Annotated in this window: 19 protein-coding genes; 6 read left to right on the top strand and 13 right to left on the bottom strand. The window is 64.5% G+C overall.

Annotation, left to right across the window (positions count from 1 at the left end; all coding sequences use genetic code 11):
• Window positions 1-28: 28 nt before the first annotated feature.
• The 3 genes from gyrB to L8F97_RS15455 form a co-directional block, all read right to left on the bottom strand.
• Complete coding sequence (gyrB, locus tag L8F97_RS15465) at window positions 29-2,563, bottom strand: DNA topoisomerase (ATP-hydrolyzing) subunit B (protein ID WP_242152109.1); 2,535 nt, start codon at window positions 2,561-2,563, stop codon at window positions 29-31.
• Between the two features lie 64 nt (window positions 2,564-2,627).
• Complete coding sequence (locus L8F97_RS15460; protein ID WP_242152106.1) at window positions 2,628-3,341, bottom strand: HAD family hydrolase; 714 nt, start codon at window positions 3,339-3,341, stop codon at window positions 2,628-2,630.
• Window positions 3,338-4,006: a YggS family pyridoxal phosphate-dependent enzyme gene (locus L8F97_RS15455; RefSeq protein WP_242152337.1), complete on the bottom strand. Its 669-nt coding sequence runs from the start codon at window positions 4,004-4,006 to the stop codon at window positions 3,338-3,340. Before L8F97_RS15455 ends, L8F97_RS15460 begins: the two co-directional genes overlap by 4 nt.
• A gap of 22 nt (window positions 4,007-4,028) precedes the next feature.
• Between L8F97_RS15455 and L8F97_RS15450 the strand changes: the two genes are divergently transcribed.
• The gene (locus tag L8F97_RS15450; protein WP_242152104.1) at window positions 4,029-4,592 is read left to right on the top strand and encodes a thiamine phosphate synthase; all 564 of its coding nucleotides are present in this window, start codon (window positions 4,029-4,031) and stop codon (window positions 4,590-4,592) included.
• A 73-nt stretch (window positions 4,593-4,665) separates the two neighbouring features.
• Here the strand turns inward: L8F97_RS15450 and L8F97_RS15445 are convergent, their stop codons facing one another.
• Window positions 4,666-5,355 (bottom strand): hypothetical protein, encoded by a 690-nt coding sequence (locus L8F97_RS15445; protein WP_242152101.1) that lies wholly within the window; start codon window positions 5,353-5,355, stop codon window positions 4,666-4,668.
• 258 nt (window positions 5,356-5,613) lie between these two features.
• Here L8F97_RS15445 and L8F97_RS15440 point away from each other — a divergent pair, with 258 nt between their 5' ends.
• Genes L8F97_RS15440 through holA form a run of 4 tightly spaced genes read left to right on the top strand, consistent with a single transcriptional unit; the run spans window position 5,614 to window position 10,122 of the window.
• Window positions 5,614-6,051 (top strand): DUF3576 domain-containing protein, encoded by a 438-nt coding sequence (locus L8F97_RS15440; protein WP_242152096.1) that lies wholly within the window; start codon window positions 5,614-5,616, stop codon window positions 6,049-6,051.
• Window positions 6,052-6,077: 26 nt separating this feature from the next.
• Window positions 6,078-8,615 (top strand): leucine--tRNA ligase, encoded by a 2,538-nt coding sequence (gene leuS, locus L8F97_RS15435; protein ID WP_242152334.1) that lies wholly within the window; start codon window positions 6,078-6,080, stop codon window positions 8,613-8,615.
• The gene (lptE, locus tag L8F97_RS15430) at window positions 8,612-9,112 is read left to right on the top strand and encodes an LPS assembly lipoprotein LptE (protein ID WP_242152093.1); all 501 of its coding nucleotides are present in this window, start codon (window positions 8,612-8,614) and stop codon (window positions 9,110-9,112) included. Before leuS ends, lptE begins: the two co-directional genes overlap by 4 nt.
• A complete protein-coding gene (gene holA / locus L8F97_RS15425) occupies window positions 9,109-10,122 on the top strand; it encodes a DNA polymerase III subunit delta (protein WP_242152090.1) in 1,014 nt (337 codons plus the stop codon). The genes lptE and holA overlap by 4 nt, the downstream gene beginning before the upstream one ends.
• Window positions 10,123-10,125: 3 nt before the next feature.
• Here holA and L8F97_RS15420 read toward each other — a convergent pair whose 3' ends face one another.
• From L8F97_RS15420 to L8F97_RS15395, 6 genes are read right to left on the bottom strand one after another with little or no spacing between them, the layout of a single operon-like run.
• Complete coding sequence (locus tag L8F97_RS15420; protein WP_242152087.1) at window positions 10,126-11,028, bottom strand: ParB/RepB/Spo0J family partition protein; 903 nt, start codon at window positions 11,026-11,028, stop codon at window positions 10,126-10,128.
• On the bottom strand, window positions 11,025-11,825 hold the full coding sequence (locus tag L8F97_RS15415; RefSeq protein WP_242152331.1) for a ParA family protein: 801 nt from the start codon (window positions 11,823-11,825) through the stop codon (window positions 11,025-11,027). The genes L8F97_RS15420 and L8F97_RS15415 overlap by 4 nt, the downstream gene beginning before the upstream one ends.
• Window positions 11,813-12,436, bottom strand: a complete 624-nt coding sequence (locus L8F97_RS15410) for a 16S rRNA (guanine(527)-N(7))-methyltransferase RsmG (RefSeq protein WP_242152084.1) — start codon at window positions 12,434-12,436, stop codon at window positions 11,813-11,815. The genes L8F97_RS15415 and L8F97_RS15410 overlap by 13 nt, the downstream gene beginning before the upstream one ends.
• Window positions 12,433-14,277, bottom strand: coding sequence for a tRNA uridine-5-carboxymethylaminomethyl(34) synthesis enzyme MnmG (gene mnmG / locus L8F97_RS15405; RefSeq protein WP_242152081.1), 1,845 nt, complete (start codon window positions 14,275-14,277; stop codon window positions 12,433-12,435). Before mnmG ends, L8F97_RS15410 begins: the two co-directional genes overlap by 4 nt.
• Before the next feature lie 54 nt (window positions 14,278-14,331).
• Complete coding sequence (mnmE, locus tag L8F97_RS15400) at window positions 14,332-15,618, bottom strand: tRNA uridine-5-carboxymethylaminomethyl(34) synthesis GTPase MnmE (RefSeq protein WP_242152078.1); 1,287 nt, start codon at window positions 15,616-15,618, stop codon at window positions 14,332-14,334.
• Entirely contained in the window at window positions 15,615-15,845 is a 231-nt protein-coding gene (locus L8F97_RS15395) for a DUF6489 family protein (RefSeq protein WP_242152076.1), read from the bottom strand. The genes mnmE and L8F97_RS15395 overlap by 4 nt, the downstream gene beginning before the upstream one ends.
• A 50-nt stretch (window positions 15,846-15,895) precedes the next feature.
• On the opposite strand from L8F97_RS15395, the gene L8F97_RS15390 reads away from it, so the two are divergent.
• Window positions 15,896-16,369: a methylated-DNA--[protein]-cysteine S-methyltransferase gene (locus tag L8F97_RS15390; protein ID WP_242152073.1), complete on the top strand. Its 474-nt coding sequence runs from the start codon at window positions 15,896-15,898 to the stop codon at window positions 16,367-16,369.
• A gap of 109 nt (window positions 16,370-16,478) precedes the next feature.
• Here the strand turns inward: L8F97_RS15390 and rho are convergent, their stop codons facing one another.
• The 3 genes from rho to hemE all read right to left on the bottom strand — a co-directional run bounded on the left by rho (window position 16,479) and on the right by hemE (window position 19,359).
• Complete coding sequence (gene rho, locus L8F97_RS15385; RefSeq protein WP_242152071.1) at window positions 16,479-17,735, bottom strand: transcription termination factor Rho; 1,257 nt, start codon at window positions 17,733-17,735, stop codon at window positions 16,479-16,481.
• Between the two features lie 155 nt (window positions 17,736-17,890).
• Window positions 17,891-18,343, bottom strand: a complete 453-nt coding sequence (locus L8F97_RS15380; RefSeq protein WP_242152068.1) for a CopD family protein — start codon at window positions 18,341-18,343, stop codon at window positions 17,891-17,893.
• The gene (hemE, locus tag L8F97_RS15375) at window positions 18,340-19,359 is read right to left on the bottom strand and encodes a uroporphyrinogen decarboxylase (RefSeq protein WP_277925005.1); all 1,020 of its coding nucleotides are present in this window, start codon (window positions 19,357-19,359) and stop codon (window positions 18,340-18,342) included. The genes L8F97_RS15380 and hemE overlap by 4 nt, the downstream gene beginning before the upstream one ends.
• Window positions 19,360-19,480 lie beyond the last annotated feature (121 nt).

Genomic DNA, 19,480 nt, shown 5'->3' with positions numbered 1-19,480 from the left:
CCGCAATGACTGCGGGTCGCCCAGGCGCTTAAACGTCGAGGTTGGCGACGTTGAGCGCATTCTCCTGGATGAACTCGCGGCGCGGTTCGACCACGTCGCCCATCAGCCGGGTGAAGATCTCGTCCGCGACATCGGCCTGCTCGACCTCGACGCGCAGCATCGAACGGACCTGCGGGTCGAGCGTGGTTTCCCAAAGCTGTTCCGGGTTCATCTCGCCGAGACCCTTGTAGCGCTGGATCGCCAGCCCCTTGCGACCGGCGGCGAGAACCGCCTCGAGCAACTGCGAGGGCCGTGCCACCATCGACTCGCCTTTGCCGATCGCGATCGGCGCGGCGGTTTCGGCGTTGCCTTCCTCCTCGATGGCGGTGGCATCGGCTTCCGCCTCGGCGGCGTTTGCCGCAGCCGCGGCGGCGCGCGACGGCACCAGCCGCGCGGTCTGCGTATAATCCTCCGCATTCTCGGCAGCGAGGGCGTGCAGCTTGCGCGCCTCGGCAGAAATCAGGAACGCCGCCTCGAGAATGTGGTGATCGGTCACGCCGCGCCACAGTCGCTTGAAGTGGATGCCGCCCTCCTCGCTAACGTCGGCCGACCAGCGCGCCTCGGGATCGGCGGCGTCGAGACCCTGCACGACGGTAGCGACGAGCGCACCACGCGCCGCCACGTCGAGGGTAGGATCGAACGCGCCACCCATCGCCAGCGCCTCGACGATAGTCTGATCGTAGCGGCGTGGCACGTAGCGCATGAGGGTGCGCATCCGCCGGGCATGATCGACGAGGCTGCGCAGATCCGCGCCCGAACGCGTGCCGCCGGCAGCCCCTTCCAGCACCGTCGAGGCGACGCCGTTCTCGACCAGATATTCGTCGAGCGCGGGATCATCCTTGAGGTATACTTCCGACCGCCCGCGCGTCGCTTTGTACAGCGGCGGCTGTGCGATGTAGAGGTGCCCTTGCGTGATGATCTCGGGCATCTGCCGGTAGAAGAACGTCAGCAACAGCGTGCGGATATGCGCGCCATCGACGTCCGCGTCGGTCATGATGACGATCTTGTGGTAGCGCAGTTTGTCGATCTTGAAGTCGTCGCGGCCGATGCCGGTGCCCATCGCCTGGATAAGCGTGCCGATCTCGCGGCTCGACAACATCCGGTCGAAGCGCGCGCGCTCGACGTTGAGGATCTTGCCCCTGAGCGGCAGGATCGCCTGAAAGTGCCGGTCACGGCCCTGCTTGGCGGAACCACCGGCCGAATCGCCCTCGACCAGGAACAGTTCGGATTTGGCGGGGTCGCGCTCCTGACAATCGGCGAGCTTGCCGGGCAGCGAGGCGATGTCCATCACGCCCTTGCGCCGGGTCAGCTCGCGCGCCTTCTTGGCGGCTTCGCGTGCGGCGGCGGCATCGATGATCTTGAGCACGATCGACTTGCCGTGCGCCGGGTTCTCCTCGAGCCATTCGGCGAGCTTGTCCGCCATCAACGATTCGAGCGGCTGGCGCACCTCGGACGAGACGAGCTTGTCCTTGGTCTGCGACGAGAACTTCGGATCCGGCAGCTTGACCGAGACGATCGCGGTCAATCCCTCACGCATGTCGTCACCGGTGAGCGAGACTTTCTCCTTCTTCAACATGCCGGATTTCTCGGCATAGTTGTTGAGCGTGCGGGTCAGCGCTGCACGGAATGCGGCAAGATGCGTGCCGCCATCGCGCTGCGGAATGTTGTTGGTGAAGCACAGCACGTTTTCGTAATACGAATCGTTCCACTCCAGCGCGACGTCGATCGTCACGTCGTCGCGGGTGCCGGAAATCGCCACCGGCTCGGGCATCAGCGGCTGCTTGTTGCGGTCGAGATACTTCACGAACGCGGCGATACCGCCTTCGTAGAACAGCTCGACCGTCTTGCTCTCCTCATGCCGCGCGTCGGTGAGGAACAGCCGCACGCCCGAGTTGAGAAACGCCAGTTCGCGGTAGCGATGCTCGAGCTTTTCGAAGTCGAAATCCGTGATCTTGAAGGTGGCGGGTGACGGGAAGAACGTCACCTTGGTACCCTTCTTGCCGTTCGCGTCACCGACGATCTTGAGCGGGGCGACCGCATCGCCGAATGCGAAGCGCATATAATGCTCCTGCCCGTCGCGCCAGATCGTCAGATCGAGCCACTCGGAGAGCGCGTTGACCACCGACACGCCGACGCCGTGCAGACCGCCCGACACCTTGTACGCATTGTCGTCCGAGGTGTTCTCGAACTTACCGCCGGCGTGAAGCTGGGTCATGATGACCTCGGCCGCCGACACGCCTTCCTCGCTGTGGATCCCGGTCGGGATACCACGGCCGTTATCCTCGACCGAAACCGAGCCGTCCGCGTTCAGCGTGATGTCGATCCGGTCGCAATGCCCGGCGAGCGCCTCGTCAATCGCATTGTCCGACACCTCAAACACCATGTGATGCAGGCCGGAGCCGTCATCGGTATCGCCGATATACATGCCGGGGCGCTTGCGGACCGCATCGAGGCCCTTGAGCACCTTGATGGAGTCGGCGCCATAATCGTTCTGATTGGAAGCTGCGGGTATGGGTGTCGTCATGGTGAGGATATAGGGATTCGCGCGTCCGAACGGAAGCAAAATGGGCGAGTCGCGGGACCGCGCGTCAGGCGAGCAACGCGGCGACCTCGGTAAAGTCGGCCGCGATCGCCGAGACACCAAGCGCGCGGAGCCGCTCGGCATGATCGGACGCGCAGTGGCTGCCGCCGCAGAAGCCGATCACATACCCGCCCGATGCTACCGCTCCGGTTGCGCCAACGACCGAATCCTCGAGAATTGCGGCCCGCGTGATGTCCACGCCGATCGCGCGCGCGGCGTGGAGGTACAGATCGGGCGCGGGCTTCCCATTGGCGACATGCTCCTTGCCGGAGTAGATGTGGTCGCCGAACGCATCGCGCAGCCCGATATGATCGAGATGCCGCGCGATCCACGCGGTCGAGCTGGACGAAGCGATCGCCTTGGGCAAATCGGCGGGCATTGCGCGCACGAACGCGACTGCACCGGCGACGGCATCGATGCCTTCCGACATCACGCGTGCATCCTCCTCTGCCCGCGCGGCGTAGAAATCCTCACCGAGGGGCTGGCCGATATGTGTTTCGATCGCGTCGATGAAGCTGCGTCCCGACAACCCCATGAAGCGCGTCATCGCCTCCTGCCGCGACATCGCATGGCCGATGCCGGTGAGATAGTCGGCAAGATGCGCGTTGCCGAGCGCCTCGCTGTCGATCAACACGCCGTCGAAATCGAAGATCAGCGCATCGAACTTGCCGGACAGCAGCCCCGAAGGCTGATGGCCTTTGCTGCGCGCGTCGAACGTCATGCCCGTGCTCCGAACAGCGCGCTACCGACGCGGACATGCGTCGCGCCGAGCGTCACCGCCGTTTCAAAGTCGGACGACATGCCCATGCTGAGGCCGGTAAGATCGTGATCGCGCGCCAGTTTGGCGAGCAAGGCGAAGTACGGCGCCGGCTCGACAAGGGCGGGCGGGACCGCCATCAACCCGACGACCGGCAGCCCGGCAGCCCGCGCGGCGCCGAGCAAAGCAGGCACATCTGCGACCGCGCAGCCGCCCTTCTGCGGTTCGTCACCAATGTTGACCTGAAGGTAGCACTCGGGGCGTTTGCCCTGCTTTTCCATAGCCTTGGCCAGCGCGGTGACCAGCGACAGCCGGTCGACCGAGTGAATCGCATCGAACAGCGCAACCGCTTCATCGGCCTTGTTCGACTGGAGCTGACCGACCAGATGCAGCGTCACATCCTGGAACCGGGCGCGCAGGGCGGGCCATTTCGCCTCGGCCTCCTGCACGCGGTTTTCACCGAACGCGCGCTGACCCGCTTCGAGCAGCGGCACGATCGCCTCGGCCGGGTGCGTTTTGGAGATCGCGATCAGCGTCACCTCGCCGGGATCGCGGCGGGCGAGGCGCGCGCTCTGGCCGATCGCCTGGTTGATGGTCGCGAGCGCGGCGGCGGGATCGTCGGAAGGCATCGCCGGCGCTATAGGGTGCGACATGCCGCGCCGCCACCCCGTTCCCACGCTCTGGCTGATGACCGACGAGCGGCTGGGCGATGCGTTATGGGAGGCAGTTGCGCGGCTGCCGCGTGGGAGCGGCGTGGTGTTTCGCCATTATGCCACGCCACTTGCCGAACGCCGCGCCCTGTTTGCGCGATTGGCAACGCTGGCCCGGCGGCGTGGACTGGTGCTGCTGCGCGCTGGCAACGCCAGACTGGCGCGACGGGAGGACGGCGTCCACAACGGTTTTGCGGCGCACGGATTGTCGACCCGCTCTGCGCACCGCCGCACAGACGCTGTCGCCGCATGTCGTGCCGGAGCAGACGCGGTACTGGTGTCGCCGGTCTTTCCGACACGGTCGCACCCCGGCGCGCGTGCGCTCGGCCCGGCAAGAGCGGCGGCAATCGGGCGGGGGCTGCCGATCGCTGCCATTGCATTAGGTGGAATGGATGGCGTTCGGTTCCGACGGCTGCGTGGCCTCGGCTTTCATGGCTGGGCGGCGATCGATGCCTGGAGCGGTGCCGATGGTCCCGCGCAAACCCGGCCGGCAACGCGAGGCTAATGCAGGGCTACGTCGTTTATGGTGGCGAAAATGATTGGCGGTTCGCGCGGCGCGAACGGCGAAACCGTACCGCCTAGAAGCGGAAGGCGGTCCCGACATAAACGGCCTGGCTGTCGCGCCGATCGACATTGAGGTCCGCCAGCCGGTCGCTGTGTTCGGCCTTGTAGCGCACGCCGGCGGTAACGTCGAAGTTCCGCGTCAGCCGGTACGATCCACCTACGTCGAGCGAATAGGCCGGTGCCTCTTCGATCAGCTTCGGTCCACCCGGTAGCGGCCGATCGCTTCCCGCCTTGACCTGACCGCTGAAGCGCTTGCCCGTGTAGCTCACCCCGACATCGGTAGCCTCGCGGCTGCCCGGCAGGCCGGCAAGATCGATCTTGGTCATATCACCCGATACGGCGAAACGCCGCCAACCGACCGCAACACCAAGATTGTACGCGATCGGCGCGAGCTGTACCGCCGCAACCGACGCGCCACTGGTCCGTTCCGCCGCCAGCACCCCACGCGAGGATCGCGCCTGCACGGCCACGGTAACGGCACGGCTGCCTTCACGATGCGATTCGGCTGGCGTGAAGCGAAAACCCGCCGGGTCAAGCCCGCCCTGCGCAAGCAGCGCGGCCAGCCGGGGATCGGCCGACGCGGGGGTGAACGCGCCGATACCGCCATAGACCGGCGCGGTCGTGCGGACGGCACGCAGCTTGGCATCGTCCGATGCGCCGATTGCGGGCGCCACGGCGAGGCCGACGGCGATCAACGCCCCCACCCCTATTCCCGATAGCAGCCGAATCGAAATCACCGAACAGTCCCCGTTTCCCTTTGCCGGCAAAGCCTTGCGCTTACCCGCTCTTATAAGTTGGAACGCGCCTATCACGATTCCATTCCCGCCTGCCACTATACTGACGCAATTTATCCGGCATGTGGTTCCCGGGCCACAGGGTGCCGGTCGCGCTCGCGGCTTGCGGCGGGGCCGGTACATTCTATAGAGACAGGCTTCTTCATGACCACGCTCAGGAAACCGCCCATGTCCCGCCCGTTGCGCACCGCGATCGTGGTCTCGCTGCTTTTGTCGTCTGCCGCCTGCGCCCACAAGGGTGGTCATCCCAAATCGGCGGCGTTGGCGCCGTCGAAGATCACCACCATCGGCGTCAACGCCTATCTGTGGCGCGCCAGCCTCGACACGCTGAGCTTCATGCCGCTTCTCCAGACCGATTCCAACGGCGGCGTGATCGTCACCGACTGGTATGTAAACCCGGCCGCGCCGACCGAGCGGATGAAGGTCACGGTGACGATCCTAGACCAGGATCTGCGCGCCGATGGCCTCCGGGTCGCAGCGCTTCGCGAAGTCAACCAGAACGGCCAGTGGGTCGAATCGCCGGTGCAGGCCGCGACCGTGCAGAAGCTGGAAGACATCATCCTCACCCGCGCACGCGACCTGCGCAGGGCCGCGATCACGAACTGAACCGCCCCTAGCGGAGTACCAATACCATCATGTCACGCTTCAACAGCCTGAAGTCGGACGCGGCGTGGCAGGCGGCGTGGGACCAGCACCGTACCTTCGCCGCGCGCGACGATTCCTCTAAGCCGCGTAGCTATGTGCTTGAGATGTTTCCCTATCCTTCGGGGAAAATCCACATGGGGCACGTCCGCAACTATACAATGGGCGACGTGCTGGCGCGCTTCCGGCGGATGACGGGCCACGAAGTGCTTCACCCGATGGGCTGGGACGCGTTCGGCATGCCCGCCGAAAACGCGGCGATGGAGAAGCACGTCCACCCCGGCGGCTGGACCCGCGACAACATCGCGACGATGAAGGCGCAGTTGAAGCGGCTCGGCTTCGCGCTCGACTGGAGCCGCGAGTTCGCGACCTGCGATCCTGAATATTACGGGCAGGAACAGGCACTATTCTTGGATCTGTTCGCGCACGATCTCGTCTATCGCAAGGAATCGTCGGTCAACTGGGACCCGGTCGACATGACCGTGCTCGCTAACGAACAGGTGATCGACGGACGCGGCTGGCGCTCTGGTGCTTTGGTCGAGCGGCGCAAGCTGTCGCAGTGGTTCCTGAAGATCACCGACTTCGCCGACGAGCTGCTCGCCGGTCTGGGTGAGCTTGAGCACTGGCCCGACAAGGTCAAACTGATGCAGGAGAACTGGATCGGCAAGAGCCAGGGGTTACGTTTCACGTGGAACCTAAGCGACGGCGAACAGGTCGCGGTGTTCACCACCCGGCCCGATACGATGTTCGGCGCGAGTTTCGTCGCGGTGGCGGCGGATCACCCGATCGCGCAGAAGCTAAGCGCCGGAAATTCTGAGGTCACCGCATTCATCGAGCGGTGCAAACAGGGTGGTACCACCGCCGCCGAACTGGAAACGCAGGAGAAGCTCGGCTTCGACACCGGGCTGACCGCGACTCATCCGTTCGACCCAAACTGGCAGGTGCCGGTCTACATCGCCAACTTCGTTCTGATGGACTATGGCACCGGCGCGGTGTTCGGCGTGCCCGCGCACGACCAGCGCGATCTCGATTTCGCGCGCAAATACAATCTTCCGGTGCGCCGCGTCGTGGCGGAGGGTGACGACACCGATCCGGTGTTCGTCGGCGACACAGCATATACCGGGCCGGGCACGCTGGTGAACTCGCAGTTCCTCGACGGGCTTGAGATCGAGGATGCCAAGCGCGCTGTTATCCAGCGTGCCGAGGCCGAAGGCTGGGGCACAGGGTCGACCGTGTTCCGCTTGCGCGACTGGGGCGTCAGCCGTCAGCGCTACTGGGGCACGCCGATCCCGATTATCCACTGCGATGCCTGTGGCGCGGTGCCGGTGCCGCGCGAACAGTTGCCGGTGGTGCTGCCCGAGGACGTCAGCTTCGACATCCCCGGGAATCCACTCGATCGCCATCCGACCTGGAAGCATGTCCCCTGCCCGTCTTGCGGCGGTGATGCGCGGCGGGAGACCGATACGCTCGACACGTTCGTCGATTCGTCGTGGTACTTCATCCGTTTCGCCAGCCAGCCGGGTGACAAGCCGTTCGACCGGGCGGCGGCGGAAAAGTGGCTGCCGGTCGCGCAATATATCGGCGGGGTGGAGCATGCCATTCTCCACCTGCTCTACGCACGGTTCTGGACGCGCGCGCTTAAGCATATCGGCATGCTCGACATCGCCGAGCCGTTTGCCGGATTGTTCACGCAAGGCATGGTGACGCACGCGAGTTACTACCAGCGCGGCCAAGAGCACGAACGGCCAACGTACTTCGAACCGTCGGCGATTTCACGGCGTGCGGACGGCAGCGCCTTCGTTACGGACACCGGCGAGGATGTGATCGTCGGTCGCGTCGAAAAGATGTCGAAGTCGAAGAAGAACACCGTCGACCCGACTGAGATCGTCGATCAGTATGGCGCCGATGCGGTGCGCTGGTTCGTGCTGTCCGACTCTCCGCCCGAGCGCGACCTCGAATGGAGTGAGGCCGGTATCGAAGGCTCGTGGCGGTTCGTGCAACGGGTCTGGCGGTTGTTCGAGAACGACGGCACGTCAACGGAAGCGGTGAGCGATACCGACATGCCGCTGCGCCGGCTGGTCCACCGCACCACCGATGCGGTCGCCAAAGCGATCGAGGGGCTGCAGTTCAACAAGGCGGTGGCTGCGCTCTACACACTGGCGAATGCGATCGAGAAGGCACCCGCATCGCCCGATCGGCAGAATGCCGCGATGACCATGCTCCGGCTGGTCGCGCCGATGACGCCGCATATCGCGGAGGAACTGTGGTCGATGGCAGGACAGGATGGGCTGATCGCCGACGCCGCCTGGCCGGAAGTCGACCCTGCCCTGCTTGTCGAGGAAGAGGTGACGATCGCCATTCAGGTCAACGGCAAGCTGCGCGACACGCTCACCGCCGCCAAGGGCGCCGACAAGGCAACGCTGGAGGCAATGGCACGCGGATCCGAAAAGGTAATCGCCTTTTTGGAAGGCAAGGAGCCGCGCAAGGTCATCGTCGTGCCTGACCGCCTCGTGAACCTCGTCGCATGAGGGTGCGTGCCGCCGCTCTGTTGCTTGCGCTGGCGCTGCCAGGGTGCGGGCTCCATCCGCTGTACTCCGGCGGCAGCAGCGGGGCCGTCGCGACGATGCTGACCCGTGTCGAAGTCGCGCCGATCGCAGGCAAGTCCGGCTGGCTGATGTCCAATGCGCTACGCGATAAGCTGGCGGCAAATGGCGAGGCCCCGCTGTACCGGCTTGAGGTCCGCCTCGACGACAAGATCATCGGCCTGGGCGTGCGGAGCGATGACAGCGTGTCGCGTGAACGGCGCACGCTGCGGGCGCGCTATCAACTGGTCGAGCTTGCCAAAGGTACCGTGGTGTTGGACGCGACAGCCGGATCGGATGCGGGCATCGACGTGGTCAATTCCGAATATGCCACGATCGCGGCCGAAAACACGGCTTTGGAAAACCTCTCGGCCATCGTCGCAGATCAGATTGTGTCGCGCGTCGCGCTATACGCCGAACACGCGCCCGCGTCCGAGCCGTGAAGGCAAACGCCAACCAGATACGCACCGCCATCGATGCGGCTAGTCCCGACGTTCGCTTGTATCTCTTCCATGGACCCGACGAGTCCGGCGCACGCGAGTTGGCGGCGCGGCTCGGACGGGCGCTTGGCCCGGAAGCCGAGCGGATCGATCTCGAACCCGCCCAACTGCGCAGCAACCCCGGACTACTTGCCGATGAGGCGGCAGCGCTGTCGTTGTTCGGCGGCGCACGTCATATCCGCGTCGCCGGCGCGGGCGAGGAAAGCCTAGAAGCGCTGACGTTGCTCCTAGACGCTGATCGGAGCGGCAACCCGGTGGTGGTGCTCGCCCCCACGCTCAAGGCCACGGCCAAAGTCGTCAAGCTTGCACTCGCCCACCAACGCGCGATGTGTCTGGCCTGCTACCTGCCAGAAGGTGGCGATGCCGACCGTCTCGCGACCGCGATCGCGCGTGAGCATGGCCTGCGAACGACCGGCGGCACCGCTGCAAGGCTCGCAGCGGCAAGCGGTGGCGATCGCGCCGTGATGACACGTGAGCTGGAAAAGCTTGCGTTGTATCTTGACGCGGCACCGGAGCGGCCACGCGAACTGGACGATGCCGCACTGGACGCAGTCGGCGCCAATCTCGGCGACAGCGAGATGTCGCGCGCGATCGAGGCTGCGCTCGACGGTCATCCCGACACGCTCGCGGACGAACTCGCCGGCCTCGCGGAAGCGGGCGTATCGCCGATCCCGGTGTTGCGGCAACTCACCCGGCGCCTGATCGCGCTAGCCGAGATGCAGGCGGACATCGACGCGGGTGCAGACCCGAAGGCGCTGATCGAGCGCGTGTTCTTCCGCGAGCGGGCTAGCACGACACGTGCGCTACGGCTGTGGGATACTGCCCGGATCAGCGACGCGATCGAGCGGATCCGCCAAGCCGAGCGTGCGATCATGTCGCCGAATAATCCCGGAAACGTGGTCGCCGATGCTGCGATGACCGTCATCGCGCGGATGGCGGCCCGGCAACGTTGAACGTCAGATCCGCTCGCCGCTGAGGCGCTGGCACAGCATGTCGAGTTGATCGAGAGTCGAGAAGCCGAGCGTCAACGAACCTCCCTTGGCACCATAAGCGATCCGCACCGACAGCCCGAGCAGATCGCCAAGCTGATGCTCCAGCGCGCTGAGATCGGCATCGCGCTCGCCGCTACCGTGACCACGTACCCGCGCGGTTTCAGGCTTGACCGTCCGCGCGAGCTTCTCGGTATCTCGGACCGACAGCCCTTTGGCGACAACCTGGTCGGCCAGCGCCTCAACGTCCGGCGCGCCGATCAGTGCGCGGGCATGGCCCATGCTGATCGCGCCATCGACGACACGATCCTGCACCGGCTTCGGCAGTTCCAGCAGGCGCAGCAGATTGGCGATATGGCTGCGCGACTTGTGCACGATCTTGCCGAGCGCTTCTTGCGTGTGGCCGAAGTCGGCAAGCAGGCGCTGATACGCCTCCGCTTCTTCGATCGCATTGAGATCCTGGCGCTGGATGTTTTCGATCAGCGCGACTTCCAGCGTCTCGGTGTCGCTGAAGTCACGCACGATCACCGGGACTTCGTGCAGCCGTGCACGTTGCGCAGCGCGCCAACGGCGTTCGCCCGCAACGATCTGGTATCCTGTGCCATGCGGTCGCACGACGATCGGTTGAATCAATCCGCGTGCACCGATCGACTCTGCCAGTTCGTCCAGTGCCTCTTCCTTGAAGTGACGACGCGGCTGGCCCGGGTGCGGTGCAATCGACCCCACCGGGAGCATGCGCACGCCTTGCGCGACCGGTTGGCTCGCGCCGACCGGTTGCTCGCGCGTCATCTCGCCCATTAGGGCGCCTAGACCGCGCCCTAGGCCTGATCGACCTTTGGGACGGCTGATCGGTGTGGTGCTGTCGTTCATGCCGCCGCTTTGGTCGAGTGGTCAGGTGTGAAGGAGTCGGGCAAACGCGTCAGCAACTCACGAGCAAGCGCGATATAGGCCTCCGATCCTGAACAGCGGAAATCATAGATCAGTGCGGGCAAACCATGACTGGGTGCCTCGGACAAGCGCACGTTACGCGGGATGACGGTGTCGAAAACGACGCGGCCAAGCACAGCGCGCACGTCCGCTGAAACCTGCTCGGTAAGCCGGTTGCGGCGATCATACATGGTGAGCGCAACGCCGATGATCGACAGACCAGGGTTGAACCGCTCCCGGATACGTTCGACCGTGTTGAGCAACTGGCTTAACCCCTCCAACGCGAAGAACTCGCACTGCAACGGCACGAGCAGCGAATTCGAAGCTACCATCGCATTCAGCGTGAGCAGGCCCAACGATGGCGGACAGTCGATCAGCACCACGTCCCAGCGCTGATCCGAACGACTGATCGCGCGGCTGAGCCGGTGGGTGCGCTCTTCATACTCGACCAACTCGATCTCCGCGCCGGAGAGATCGACGGTAGCGGGCACGAGATCAAGACCAGGAACACAGGTGCCGATCACCGCTTTTTGCAGCGGCACCTCGCCCAGCAGGACATCGTAGATCGAGCACTCACGCTCGTTCCGGCCGACGCCGAGCCCGGTCGACGCGTTACCCTGCGGATCGATATCGATCAGCAATACGCGCTTGCCCGTCGCGGCGAGCGCGGTACCAAGATTGATTGCGGTGGTCGTTTTACCCACACCACCTTTTTGGTTGGCGACCGTTATGACTTGCATCGACGCGCCACTCCTCGTGCTACCACGATCAGAGATTCTGTGTTGGTAAGGCTCTGTTCCACGTGAAACGCTCCATGCCATGCATGCCGGGCGATTGCCACCTCTTCACGCGCCGACTGGCCTTTTGGCAGCAACCATAGAGTGTCTGGGGCAGCACAGTATGATGCCGCGCCAAACAGATCGATCAGCGGCGCAACGGCACGGGCGGAGATCACCGTTGCGCGTTCACGGACGGTTTCAACTTTGCTGGCGATCACCGTGACCCGGCTTTCGAGGCCTAGACTTTGCGCTGTCTCTTGCAGGAACGCGACACGACGCTTGCGCGGTTCGACGAGCAGCACGGGCCGGTCTGTCAGTGCTGCTACAACCAATCCGGGGAAGCCGGCGCCGCTGCCGATATCGAGCCACGTCCCAGACTGCCCTTCCGCGAAGCCAATCAACTGCGCTGAGTCTACGATATGCCGAGCCCAGATCGTCTCCAGAGTCGAACGCGCGACTAGGTTTTGTTGCCCAGCCTCCGCTTCGACAAGCGCGACCAACCGCTCCATCTGATGCTGTGCCGTCGAACCGAACCGCTGTACGATCCAGTCCCGTGCTTCCTCTTCCGTCATGCTGCCTGCCGCCCGCGCGCGTGCAACAGGATCGCGGCGAGCGCAGCCGGTGTGATCCCGCGCAGTCTGCTGGCCTGTCCTAAGGTTGCCGGACAGGCTTTACTCAAGCGCTCTACCATCTCGTTCGATAACCCCGGGATCACGGCATAATCCAGATCGCCAGCGAGGCTGACGGTGTCGTTTTGCCGGACTTGCGCGACTTCCTGCTCCTGCCGTGCGAGGTAAGGCGCATACCGCACGTCCTCGATAACCTCCCCCAACAGGTCCGCATCAGTACCGGTGAGGAGGTCCGCCGCGACATGTTCGACGGTCACGCCCGCGATGCGTAGCCATTCTGCGCCGGAACGCTTGTGCGGCCCGTCGCCGAGAGGAGCGCCGCGTGCAATGAGATCCGCAGGCGATGCCGGTTGCTCTAAACGCTCCATAATCTCGCCACGCGCTTCTTCACGTTGACGCATGCGTCTTAGCCGCGCCGCACCAAGACACCCTGCAGCAGCCGCAATCGGGTTCAACCGCGTCTCGGCATTGTCCGCTCGCAATCGTAGCCGATACTCCGCACGCGCGGTCAACATTCGGTACGGCTCTGTCACACCTTGCAGTACAAGATCGTCGATCATCACGCCAAGGTAGCTGCTCGCGCGATCCAGCACGACGGGCGCAAGCTCCAGTGCGTGTGCGGCTGCGTTAATCCCGGCGAGCAGACCCTGCCCCGCTGCTTCCTCATAGCCGGTGGTGCCGTTGATCTGCCCACAGCAAAACACACCGGAGATCGCGCGCAACTCGAGGGTCGGCGCGAGCGCGCGGGGGTCGACGTAATCATATTCTACCGCATAGCCTGGCGTCAGGATACGCGCTCGCTCCAGCCCCACGATCGACGCGATCAGCGCGGTTTGTACGTCGAGAGGAAGAGATGTCGAAATGCCATTGGGATAGATGACGGGATCATCCAAACCCTCCGGCTCCAGGAAAATCTGATGGCCCTCGCGATCGCCAAAGCGATGGATCTTGTCCTCGATCGAGGGGCAATAGCGTGGTCCCGCTCCTGCAATCGCGCCGCCAAACAATGGTGAGCGATCTAGGCCCGCGCGGATAATGTCGTGGGTCGTCGTGTTGGTCCGCGTGATCGCACAGTGCAGTTGCGGCAGAACGCGCGAGGTGGTGAGCGGCGACATTGTCCAAGGTTCGGCGTCGCTTGGCTGCTCGTCGAGCCTCGCCCAGTCGATCGTGCGACCATCGAGACGCGGCGGCGTACCAGTTTTCAGGCGTGCCATCGGTAGGCCGGCGCCACGAAGCTGCTCAGCCAAAAGGCTAGCTGCACCTTCATCGATACGGCCCCCCGTGGCGCGCTCTTCGCCGCGGAAGATCTTCCCGCCGAGGAACGTGCCGGTTGCCAAAACGACCGAATGCGCGACAAGGGAGGTATCGTCACCTAGAACCACCCCGGTGACGCGGTTCCCTTGAGTAACAAGCGCAGCGGCTTCGCCGGCAACAATCGTAAGGTTAGGTTGCTCCGCCAGCATGTGCTGAATCGCCGCGGCATAGCGCCGCCGATCGGCCTGAACGCGTGGCCCCTGCACCGCCAGCCCTTTGCTGCGGTTGAGCATGCGGTAATGCAGCCCCGCCGCGTCGGCCGCACGGGCAATCAACCCGTCGAACGCATCGACTTCGCGGACCAGATGGCCTTTGCCCAATCCGCCAATCGCGGGGTTACAGGACATCGCGCCGATCTTAGTCGGATCGAAACTTACCAGCGCGGTACGCGCACCACGCCGCGCAGCCGCAGCGGCGGCTTCGGTCCCGGCATGGCCGCCACCGATGACGATCACGTCAAATCTGCTCATGCCGCTTCGCTATGCCGGAGTAGCGGGCAAGTCAAAGCGTTCCACGTGGAACGCTCATTTGCCGATGCAAAATCGGCCGAACAGGGTGTCGAGCACCGCCTCGACATTGGCACGTCCCGTAATCGCGTCGAAGGCAAGCCGGGCGCTGCGGATCGCCTCTGCTCGCAACAGGATATCCTGCTCGCCCGCCCCCTCGCGCAGTACCACCTCTGCTTGTGCGAGGAGTTTCCGCTGTCGGGCGTTGATCGCCATATCGTCTGAAACGCCGCCGATCTCCGCAGCCCGTTGACCAAGCACATCCCAGAGCTGCTCGATCCCCACGCCGCTATGCGCCGATACCGAAAACGCCGGTCCATCTGGCATGTCCTCCCGTCCGGGCAGATCAGATCGGCCATGCAGCCACAGCGCGTGTTCTATCGAAGGTGCCGCATCGTCGAGCCAGATCACGATATCGGCTCCAGCGATCGCAGCCTCCGCTCGTTCGATCCCGATCCGTTCGATCTGATCCGCGTCGGCATCACGCAGACCTGCGGTATCGGTCAGCACGAACGCGATCCCGGCGCGAACGACAGGCGCTTCGATCCGGTCGCGCGTCGTCCCCGCGATCGGCGAGACGATCGCCACGTCGCGCCCGACCAGACGGTTGATGAGCGTCGACTTGCCGCTGTTTGGGGGACCGGCAATCACGACACGGATACCGTCGCGCAAGCGTTCGACCGACGCCGCAGCGACGAGTGCCGCAAGTTCGTCGGCCAACACGACCATAATCTGCCCCGAAGACTGTGTGACCTCGGCCGGAACATCGTCCTCATCCGAGAAGTCGAGCGCTGCCTCGATCCCGGCGGCAAGCGCGAGCAGTCGGTCGTTCCAGCCCTCGATACGCTGACGGAGACCACCTTCCGACAAGCGCAATGCCGCACGACGTTGCTGTTCGGTTTCGGCGCTAAGGAGATCGCCCAGCCCTTCCGCCTCAGTCAGATCGATGCGGCCGTGTGCCAACGCTCGGCGGGTGAACTCGCCCGGTTCGGCAGGTCGCAGACCCTGGATGCTCGCCAGCGTATCCTCGAGCGCACGCTGCGTCGCACGGCCACCGTGGATGTGCAGTTCGACCAGATCCTCGCCGGTTGCACTGTTCGGTCCCGGAAACACCAGGACCAATCCACGATCGAGCAATATACCGGTAGAGGGATCGCGCAGCGATCGTACGCGGGCATTGCGTGGCGATGGCAGCGAGCCGGCCAGCTGTGTGGCGGCTGCGAGCGCCTGCGTGCCGCTGATCCGGAGGATCGAAATGGCCGCCGGTGCAACACCACTGGAAACCGCGAAAATCGTATCCATCATGGTTTGGACGACGCACCTTCGAACATCTTGCGCCAGAAGCTCATGCCCGCGTCGTTGACCGGCGCCCAGCTCCGCATCATGTTTTCCATCACGTCAGGCGATACCACGCCGTCCATCGACTGAGTCAGCATCTCGATATATTTGTCATGCACCGGCGTGAAATCCGGCAGGCCCATCACGCGGCGCGCTTCTTCCGGGGTGCAATCGACCTCGACATTGATCTTCATCGCCGCGTCCTTGGCTTGAGCGTCGGAATTGACGGCTCCATAGTCGCGCCATGTATGCGCGCGACTTCGCCCGGATCGCAACGCCCATCGGCGTGGTGCGGCTGATCGGCACGCCCGACGTGATCGAGCGCGTGATGATCGAAGCAGATTCGGGTGAGCGGGTCGCGGGGTCAGGTGCGCTGGCGGATGGCGCCGCGCAAATCGCGGCATATTTTGCGGGTAGGCTAACGGTATTTGATCTGCCGTTGGCGGTGTCGCCCTCCCCGCGTGGGGAAGAGATGCGGGCGGCGATGGTCGCGGTGCGGTTTGGCGAGACGCTCAGTTACGGGGCGCTGGCGCGGACGATCGGCACCGGTGCGCGCGCGATCGGGCAGGCGTGTGCGCGCAACCCGCTGCCGATCATCGTGCCGTGTCATCGGGTGACCAATGCGGACGGGTCGCTGGGAGCGTATTCGGCTGGCGACGGGGTGGCGACCAAGCGGTGGTTGCTGAACTTCGAGGGTAGTGGCTCGCGGCTGCTTTGAGCGCGTAAAAAAAAGCGCGGGCACAGCCCGCGCTGCCGTCGGTCGGTGCGGTGCACCGCCGGCCGGATCGACGCGAGTCCTGCGCCCGCATGGCGCAGGCCGCATTCGATCACTGGTTCATGCTGTCGAAGAAATCCTCGTTGGTCTTCGAGTTCTTCATCTTGTCGAGTAGGAACTCCATCGAATCGATCGTGCCCATCTGCATGAGGATACGGCGCAGCACCCACATCTTGGACAGCTTGCCCTGATCGACCAGCAGCTCCTCCTTGCGCGTGCCGGACTTGCCGACGTCGAGCGCCGGGAAGATGCGCTTGTCCGCGACCTTGCGGTCGAGCACGATTTCGGAGTTACCGGTGCCCTTGAACTCTTCGAAGATTACCTCGTCCATGCGGCTGCCGGTATCGATCAGCGCAGTCGCGATGATCGAAAGCGAGCCGCCCTCCTCGATGTTGCGCGCCGCACCGAAGAAGCGCTTCGGGCGCTGGAGTGCGTTCGCGTCGACACCACCGGTCAGCACCTTGCCCGACGACGGCACCACCGTGTTGTAGGCGCGGCCGAGACGGGTAATCGAGTCAAGCAGGATCACCACGTCCTTTTTGTGCTCGACCAGCCGCTTGGCCTTTTCGATCACCATCTCGGCGACCTGGACGTGGCGGGTGGCGGGTTCGTCGAAGGTCGACGACACCACCTCACCCTTCACCGAACGTTGCATGTCGGTGACTTCCTCGGGCCGCTCGTCGATCAGCAGCACGATCAGGAACACTTCCGGGTGATTGTCGGTGATCGCCTTCGCGATGTTCTGGAGCATCACCGTCTTGCCGACGCGCGGCGGCGCGACGATCAGCGTGCGCTGACCCTTGCCCTGCGGCGACACGATGTCGATCACCCGCGCCGACTTGTCCTTCATCGTCGGATCGGCGGGATCGAGCGTCAGCTTCTGTTCGGGGTACAGCGGCGTGAGGTTGTCGAAATTGACGCGGTGGCGGACCGCATCGGGATCGTCGAAATTGACCGCGGTGAGCTTCACCAGCGCGAAATAGCGTTCGCCGTCCTTCGGCCCGCGAATTTCCGCCTCGACCGTGTCACCGGTGCGCAGGCCGAACTTCCGCACCTGGTTGGGCGACACATAGATATCATCCGGCCCGGCTAGGTAATTCGCCTCGGGCGAGCGCAGGAAACCGAAGCCATCCGGCAGCACCTCGATCGTACCCAGCCCCATGATCTGCTCGCCATTTTCGGCGGCGACCTTGAGGATCGCGAACATCAGATCCTGCTTGCGCAGCGTCGAGGCGCCCTCGATGCCGAGGCCTTCCGCCATCTCGACCAGTTCGGCGGGTTTTTTGTTCTTTAGGTCTTTGAGATGCATGGGGGCGTGTCCGCAGGATGTGCTGGATGGGTACGCGTCGGTCGGCGAGGATCGCACGACGATGCTGCAGGGAGGATGCCGTAAAACGAACGCCAGGACGGCGCTGCGCAGCGACATGCCACGCAGAGCTAGGTCCCGCCTTGCCGCAAGTCAAGTCAGAACGGCTGGACGATCACCAGAATGACGATCAGCGTGACGAGGATCGCGGGAACCTCGTTGACCATGCGCAATGTGCGCCCCGCCAGCGTCGCCTGTCCACGCGCCAGCTTCTTGGCATAGCCTACCGCCCAGCCGTGATAGCCTGTCAGGATCACCACCAGCGCAAGCTTGGCGTGCAGCCAGCCCAGCCCGGGCGCACCCTTGAACAACCCTGCGTTCGCCGCCAGCAGCAGCCCCAGCAGCCACACCAGCACCATCGCCGGGGTGAGAATGATCGATCGCAGCTTGCCCTCGCGTTCGACCCAGCGGGCGGCTTCCTCGGGCTGTCCGAGCGCCTCCTGATGATAGACCAGATAGCGTGGCAGCATGAACAAGCCCGCCATCCAGAAGATCACGAAGATCAGGTGCGCTGCCTTGACCCAGGGATAGGCGTTGCCGAGGAAATTCATCGCGCGCTCCGAACCAGCGCCAGCAAGCGCTCGACATGGGCAATCGGCGTATCCTGAAGGATACCGTGCCCGAGGTTGAAGATATGGGGCCGATCCGCAAACGCCTCAAGCACGTTTGCGACGGCACTCTCCAGCGTCTCGCCGCCGGCAATCAGCGCGAGCGGATCAAGATTGCCCTGCACCGGCATGTCGGCGGGCAGGTGCGTGGCCGCCCAGTGCGGATCGACCGTCTCGTCCACGCCGACCGCATCGACCCCGGTCTCGCGCGCATAGGCGGGCAGCTTGCCGCCCGCGCCCTTGGGGAAGCCGATTACCGGGACATGCGGGTAGCGCGCGTGCAAGGCGCTGACGATCGCCGCATTGGGGGCGATCACCCAACGTTCGAACTGTGCGGGTGCGAGCGAGCCGGCCCAAGAGTCGAACAACTGCACCGCCTCCACCCCGGCTTCGATCTGCGCCGAGAGGTATTCGACGGTCGACTCCACGATAGCATCGACGATCGCCGCGAAGCGCACCGGATCGGCATAGGCAAACCGCCGCGTCTCGCTCTGGTCGCGACTGCCGCGCCCCGCGACCATATAGGTAGCGACCGTCCAGGGGCTTCCCGCGAAGCCGAGGAACGTCGTCTCGGCCGGCAGGGCTGCCGCCACCCGCCGCACCGTTTCGTACACCGGATCTAGGAAGCCCGGGTTCGCGGTCAGCGCCTCAAGCGCGTGATCGACCAGTGGCGGGCTGAGCGCCGGCCCCTCCCCCACCCCGAAGGTCAGCGTTTGGCCGAGGGCTGCCGGCACCATCAGGATGTCGGAGAACAGGATCGCCCCATCGAAGCCGAAACGGCGGATCGGTTGCACCGTCACCTCCGCGGCGGCTTCAGGATCGGTGGCGAGTGCGAGGAAGCCGCCCTTCTCCGCTCGCAGCGCACGATACTCCGGAAGGTAACGCCCGGCCTGCCGCATGAGCCACACCGGCGGCACCGGCTGTCGCCACCCCCGTAACGTCGCGAGTAAGGGCTTCAACGGATGGTCTCGGGGCTCAAGGACGGTCTACCTCTTACTATAAAGAAGAATCTAAAAGGATGTGGAGGTGATTGGCACGTGGAAGCCGGGGCTTATGCCGCCGTCCCCGAAATGCCAACAG

The organism is Sphingomonas sp. BAUL-RG-20F-R05-02, from assembly GCF_022662305.1.
Classification (GTDB): domain Bacteria; phylum Pseudomonadota; class Alphaproteobacteria; order Sphingomonadales; family Sphingomonadaceae; genus Sphingomonas.
The sequence above is the reverse complement of the archived record's forward strand: the minus strand, read 5'-3'. Positions and strand labels throughout refer to the sequence as shown.

Excerpts from the sequence above, each read along its gene's own strand:
- lptE (WP_242152093.1), top strand. The coding sequence starts at position 8,612 with ATGAGGGTGCGTGCCGCCGCTCTGTTGCTTGCGCTGGCGCTGCCAGGG.
- mnmG (WP_242152081.1), bottom strand. The coding sequence starts at position 14,277 with ATGAGCAGATTTGACGTGATCGTCATCGGTGGCGGCCATGCCGGGACC.
- L8F97_RS15440 (WP_242152096.1), top strand. The coding sequence starts at position 5,614 with ATGTCCCGCCCGTTGCGCACCGCGATCGTGGTCTCGCTGCTTTTGTCG.
- L8F97_RS15410 (WP_242152084.1), bottom strand. The coding sequence starts at position 12,436 with ATGACGGAAGAGGAAGCACGGGACTGGATCGTACAGCGGTTCGGTTCG.
- L8F97_RS15450 (WP_242152104.1), top strand. The coding sequence starts at position 4,029 with ATGCCGCGCCGCCACCCCGTTCCCACGCTCTGGCTGATGACCGACGAG.
- rho (WP_242152071.1), bottom strand. The coding sequence starts at position 17,735 with ATGCATCTCAAAGACCTAAAGAACAAAAAACCCGCCGAACTGGTCGAG.
- L8F97_RS15415 (WP_242152331.1), bottom strand. The coding sequence starts at position 11,825 with ATGCAAGTCATAACGGTCGCCAACCAAAAAGGTGGTGTGGGTAAAACG.
- mnmE (WP_242152078.1), bottom strand. The coding sequence starts at position 15,618 with ATGATGGATACGATTTTCGCGGTTTCCAGTGGTGTTGCACCGGCGGCC.
- L8F97_RS15455 (WP_242152337.1), bottom strand. The coding sequence starts at position 4,006 with ATGCCTTCCGACGATCCCGCCGCCGCGCTCGCGACCATCAACCAGGCG.
- L8F97_RS15380 (WP_242152068.1), bottom strand. The coding sequence starts at position 18,343 with ATGAATTTCCTCGGCAACGCCTATCCCTGGGTCAAGGCAGCGCACCTG.
- gyrB (WP_242152109.1), bottom strand. The coding sequence starts at position 2,563 with ATGACGACACCCATACCCGCAGCTTCCAATCAGAACGATTATGGCGCC.
- L8F97_RS15420 (WP_242152087.1), bottom strand. The coding sequence starts at position 11,028 with ATGAACGACAGCACCACACCGATCAGCCGTCCCAAAGGTCGATCAGGC.
- L8F97_RS15460 (WP_242152106.1), bottom strand. The coding sequence starts at position 3,341 with ATGACGTTCGACGCGCGCAGCAAAGGCCATCAGCCTTCGGGGCTGCTG.
- L8F97_RS15390 (WP_242152073.1), top strand. The coding sequence starts at position 15,896 with ATGTATGCGCGCGACTTCGCCCGGATCGCAACGCCCATCGGCGTGGTG.
- L8F97_RS15395 (WP_242152076.1), bottom strand. The coding sequence starts at position 15,845 with ATGAAGATCAATGTCGAGGTCGATTGCACCCCGGAAGAAGCGCGCCGC.